Source organism: Mesorhizobium sp. M2A.F.Ca.ET.037.01.1.1 (genome assembly GCF_003998075.1).
In the GTDB taxonomy this organism is placed as follows: domain Bacteria; phylum Pseudomonadota; class Alphaproteobacteria; order Rhizobiales; family Rhizobiaceae; genus Mesorhizobium.
This window is the reverse complement of the sequence record NZ_RZSA01000431.1, coordinates 1-5,212: the sequence shown is the minus strand read 5'-3', so window position 1 is coordinate 5,212 and position 5,212 is coordinate 1. Positions and strand designations below refer to the sequence as shown.

The 5,212-nt window shown below is 62.9% G+C and carries 3 protein-coding genes; 1 reads left to right on the top strand and 2 read right to left on the bottom strand.

Annotated elements, in window-relative coordinates; genetic code table 11:
* Positions 1–537 (bottom strand): ACP S-malonyltransferase (locus EOA27_RS20605; RefSeq protein ID WP_145970442.1); only part of this gene is annotated, 537 nt, incomplete at its 3' end.
* A 276-nt stretch (positions 538–813) separates the two neighbouring features.
* On the opposite strand from EOA27_RS20605, the gene EOA27_RS20600 reads away from it, so the two are divergent.
* The gene (locus EOA27_RS20600) at positions 814–2,739 is read left to right on the top strand and encodes an LTA synthase family protein (RefSeq protein WP_127257023.1); all 1,926 of its coding nucleotides are present in this window, start codon (positions 814–816) and stop codon (positions 2,737–2,739) included.
* Between the two features lie 660 nt (positions 2,740–3,399).
* Here the strand turns inward: EOA27_RS20600 and EOA27_RS20595 are convergent.
* Entirely contained in the window at positions 3,400–5,115 is a 1,716-nt protein-coding gene (locus EOA27_RS20595; RefSeq protein WP_126078250.1) for a hypothetical protein, read from the bottom strand.
* Between the last annotated feature and the right edge of the window lie 97 nt (positions 5,116–5,212).

Sequence of the window (5,212 nt, the reverse complement as noted above, 5' to 3'; positions counted from 1 at the left end):
CTCGACCGCCGCTTTGGCGCCTGAAATCACTAGCTGGCCGCCGCCATTGTCGTTGGCAACCTGGCAGACGGAGCTTTTGGCCGCTTCCGCGCAGGCCGCTGCGACATCGGCTTGCTCCAGCCCGATGATGGCCGCCATGCCGCCCTCGCCGGCGGGTACCGCCGCCTGCATGGCGTGGCCACGGGTGCGCAGCAGCTTCGCAGCATCGCCGACCGAAACGAGGCCGGCCGCGGCAAGCGCGAAATATTCGCCCAGCGAATGGCCCGCCACATAGGCCACCTTGTCCTTCAGCGAGAAGCCGCGCGCTTCGAGCGCCCGCATCGCCGCCAGCGACACCGCCATCAGCGCCGGCTGGGCGTTGGCGGTCAGCGTCAGCGTCTCTTCCGGGCCTTCCCAGATCAGTTTCGTCAGGTTTTCGCCGAGCGCGGCGTCCACTTCCTCGAAGGCGCGGCGCGCTTCCGGGAATTGATCGGCGAGGTCCTTGCCCATGCCGACGGCCTGGCTGCCCTGTCCCGGAAAGGTGAATGCGACGGCCATTTTTGGTGTCTCCAGAGCCTGATTTTTCCCTGCCTCTGGCGCAAGGCGCACAGCCAAGTCAAGCCCGCGGGCATCCCTTTAACCCGTCTTTCAGCCGGAAAACCCGACTGACTCCCTGTTCCAAAAGGCTTTTTGGCGATCACACCTGATGAAAACCGCTCACGTTTACTTTGCTGGCTCTTCTTATTTCCGCCACAGGCGCTAGCTTTGCGTGACATTTTGATGACAGAGCCGTGACGTGCGTGGAAGGCGTGTTGCGTGGCCGGGGGAAGTAGAGTGGCAAGGATCAGGAAAGGCGCGGCCAAGCCCGTGCCGCAATTTTTGGAAGACGATCCGTCCACCGGCTACCTGCCGGGGCGACCTTGGCCGACCGTACGCTACGGCCTGGCGACGCTTCTCGTCTCCGCTCTTCTCGTGTTCGCGATCGAATGGATCGTGCGCGGCGATTTCTTCGGCACGGTCGATTTCTTCCTGCAGCCCTTCAAGCCGGGCTGGACCACCATCATCGTCTTCGCGCTGGTGCTGGTCGGGCTGGACGCCGTGATTGGCCGCAGCCACCAGAGCCTGATGATCGTGGCGCCGCTGACGCTGGCGCTCGCCTTTGTCGGTCACCAGAAATCGCACTATCTCGGCGATCCGCTCTATCCGACGGATTTCCTCTATGCCCGCCAGATCATGGCGCTGATGCCGCTTCTGGTGCGCGAGCGGCCATGGACGGCCATCATGCTGGCCGCGGCAATCGTCGGCGGGCTGGCGCTGCTGGTCTATGGCTGGCGGATCTGGCGTCGGCGGGTGCCGATCCTCAGCCGCAAGGGTCGTCTGGCGCGGCTGGCGCTTGCCGTGCCGCTGCTCGCCTTCTTCGTATCGATCATGGATTACGCCACCTTCTCGTGGACGCGCGACCGGCTGCAGATCATCCCGATCATGTGGGACCAGAAGGAAAACTACGCCTCGAACGGTTTTGCGCTGGCCTTCGCGATGAATGTGCCGATGGCGCATGTCTCGGCGCCGCCCGGCTATTCGCAAAAGGCGATGGACGCGATCCAGCGCTCCGACGTCGCCGCTTCGGTGCCGGAGGAGAAGCCGGATATCGTGGTGGTGATGAGCGAATCCTTCTGGGATCCGACGCGACTGCCCGGCGTCAGCATCAAGCCCGATCCGATCCCGACCGTGCGCGCCTTGCGCTCCGGCTCGATGTTCTCGCCCGAGTTCGGCGGCATGACCGCCAATATCGAGTTCGAGGCGCTGACCGGCTTCTCCAACGCCTTCCTGCCGGCCGGCTCGATCCCCTACCAGCAATATGTGCGCACGCCGACGCCCTCGCTGGCGACCTTCCTGAAGAGCGAGGGCTACCGGGCGCGCGCCATCCATCCCGGCACCAACTGGTTCTGGAACCGGGGCGCCGTCTATGCCGATTTCGGCTTCAACGACTTCCGCTCCGAAGAGACGCTGCCGCCGATGGAAAAGCGCGGGCCGCTGGCGTCCGACGCGGCCATGACCGATGAGATCATCCGCGAGGCCGACGCCAGCGACGATCCGGTGTTCCTGTTCGCCGTCAGCCTGCAGAACCATGGCCCTTACGAACCCTACCGCTATTACAATCCGACGCATTCGGTCGATGCGCCGATCAGTTCCTGGGCGCGGGAATCGCTGCTTTCCTACGTCGAGGGCTCGGCCGACGCGGATCATGGCCTGCAGCGGCTGATCGACTGGGCGAAGAAGCGCCAGCGGCCGACCATCATCGCCTTCTCCGGCGACCACCTGCCGCCGCTCGGACCCGTCTATGTCGAAACCGGCTTCCTCAAGGACAATGTCGCGCCTCGCAAGGAGCCTAGCGACGCCGCGCTCGAGCACCACGACACGCCATTGGTGATCTGGTCGAACCGCTCCGGTCCGGTGCAGAACGTGGGCGCGGTGAGCCCGGCCTTCCTGCCCTACCACATCCTGACCACGGCCGGCATCACGCATCCTTATTACACCGGCTTCCTCGGCGCGCTACGCGAACATTACCGGGTGGTCGACCGCAACCTGCTGCTATCGCCCGCGGGCGAAGCGACGCCGGACTGGGCGCGGCAGAAGCAGATCGATCCGAAGATCAACGATTTCCGGCTCATCCAATACGACATGATGTTCGGCAAGCGCCACTCGGCGCCCGACTTCTTCCCCGAGACGGTGAACAAGCTCGTCGCGCATACGAGCTGAGGCGGGCGTCCGCGCTCTGGCGTATTTGTGGGAAGTCTTGATCCTCAGATCGAATCAAGCCCGCTCCTGGCGGGTCGAGACCAATCGTGGAAGAGCCATACGCTTGGCGAAGGATTGGCTCGCTTCGTCAACGAGGCACGCAATAGTCCCAATAACCTCTAGTCCTGGCGTTGTTCGACCAGTACCAGCACAGATCAGGAGAAGGAGCCCGCGGCGCCACCGCCGCCACAGCGACTGTGACAATCGCCCCTAATGTTACGCCCGCGATTACAGCGCCAAAATAGGGGCGCCGAACCCACCTGCGCACGGGCCGCACCACCACGACAGGCCGTCTGACCACAGGCCGCCTGACAATGACTGTGCGACCGACCGGAGCGATTCTACGAAGCCTGACAAGTTCTTGGTCGGCGGCCTGCCAGGAGCGAATGTCGGGACTGACCGGGTTTGCGAACGAGCTGTCTATGCTGGCCATCGCCAGCAACGTCACAATTGCTGTTCTGATCTTCATTGCGTTCTCCTGATCATCTTTTCGGAAAGCAGGAAGGATCGGCACGAGCTGACTTATGAAAGCCGCCTCCGCACGCTAAAGTATTGGAGCCACAATTCTTGCCGTGGAGTACGTTACGGTTACGAAGCGAAGTCGCTGCAGCCTGAACCGTTTCAGTGCGACGCGCTTTGTTCGATGTCGAGACCGGCTTGGCGCAGGCCGATGGCCAATGCCTGGACCAATGCGGGATCTGTCTCGAGCCGAGCCATCATCGGGTAGAACGTCTTTTCGAACTCGGGCCATTTGGCGAGCAGGGCTGCAACGGCGAGCTTGCGTTCGTCCGCCGGCCCGACCTGTCCAAGCGCAGCGACCTTCAGCATCGCCGGTCCATAGGTCGTCTCGCGACCCGCCCGTTCAAGATGCTTCAGCGCGGCTGCAAAGTCCCCACGCAAATAGCAATCCAATGCGAAGGTGAGCTCAGCGTCCCTGTACACCGTGCCGTCCGCTGTGCTGGCGCGTCGAGCCAGCGCAAGCGCCTCATCGCGAGCGCCGGTGAAATAGAGAATCTCCGCCAGCCGAGCCGTGATGCCTCCCTGGTAAGGATTGATCTCCAACGCCTGCCGCCCGGCCGCGATGGCGAGATCTGCCCTGCCATAAAGAAATTCCAGCGTCATGCGGGCGTAAGCCACGTTGGCGGAATCGGGAGCTGCTGCTGCCGCTTCTCGAACCATCTGGAGCGCCTTGTCCAATGCAGGTGTCGGCTGATCGTAATTCTCCGATCGGACGAGCAGGAGCGCCAGAACGCCCTTCGCGTCGGCATAGGCCGGTTGGATTGAAATGGTTTGTTCAAGGCAGGATCTCGCATCCGCCAGCCCGGTGCCTTCGCTTGTTCGCATCGCCTGAAACGCGCGCAACACGCAGCCGTTTCCCAGCGTGGGCTCCTCCATCTCCTTCGCGAGCACGCGGCTGTTAATGACCCCGTTCCCGCCGGCAAGACGAAGCGAAAGCCGTCGAGCCAGTTCCTCGGCCGAGGCATCGTCCGAGAGCGAATTTGCAGGCGCCTCGGTTTCTCCGGTATCGACCGCTTCGCCCTTCTGCGCATCGATCACCTGCCACCAGATCGACCGGCCGGCGTCCTTTCCTCGCAGCCGGAGCAAAATTCGGTATTCGGGGGTCACCGCGGCGGTCTGTGTCGCCTGGGTGTAATCGTCGGCTAGAAGTCTCAGCGTCTGGAAACGCGACAATGCGACCAAAACCGCCTCGCGGACGTGCAAACTATCGTCGCGGTCGCCAGAAAACTCCACCGCGACTGCCGGACGCTGCGAAACCGGCGGCGGCAAAGCAGGCTTTGCGAAATACAACACTCCCAGGCCGAGCGACACCCCGCCAAGAAGACCGAGCGCGCTGAACATCCACCGCGCGCGCCATGTCGGATGCAGTCTGCTGCTCTCGCGCGCCGGCACAGGCTGGTTCGCGTTCGGCGGCGCCTCGTCTTCCGGTTCATCCGTTCCAAGGTTTCTTCGTTCGCGGAAGAAAACCGGAATGTAACGGCCCTTGGGCAGTTCCACTCGAATAGCATCGGCCGGCTTGTGTTCATAGTAGCGGACCAGCGCGGCGCGCAATCTGGTCGCCTCGATGCGCACAATCGGGTCCATCGTCGGGTCGAAGCTGGAGGGGCGGCCAAACACCTCCACGGCAATCGTGTAGGCCTTGATCGACGCTCCTCGCCCGGCGAACGTCTCTTCCGCCACAAAGGACAAGAAGTTGCGATTGCGCTCCGTGCAATGAAAATCCGCGTCCGCAAGAAGCTTTCTCAGCTCCTGCCGCGCCTCATCTTCCGATACTCCAGAGCCTGCCGACAGGATGCAGGAACCCTCTTCTCCTGCCATGGGGAGCCCTCTATTGCCAGATTTTCCCCACTACTGCGTCCCGACAGCATAATGGCATGTAACCGGGCGGATTCATAGAGGACTGACAGCATAGGTT

What these genes read in the sequence shown, in the direction of transcription:
- EOA27_RS20595 (WP_126078250.1), bottom strand. Translation starts at nt 5,115, where the DNA reads ATGGCAGGAGAAGAGGGTTCCTGCATCCTGTCGGCAGGCTCTGGAGTA.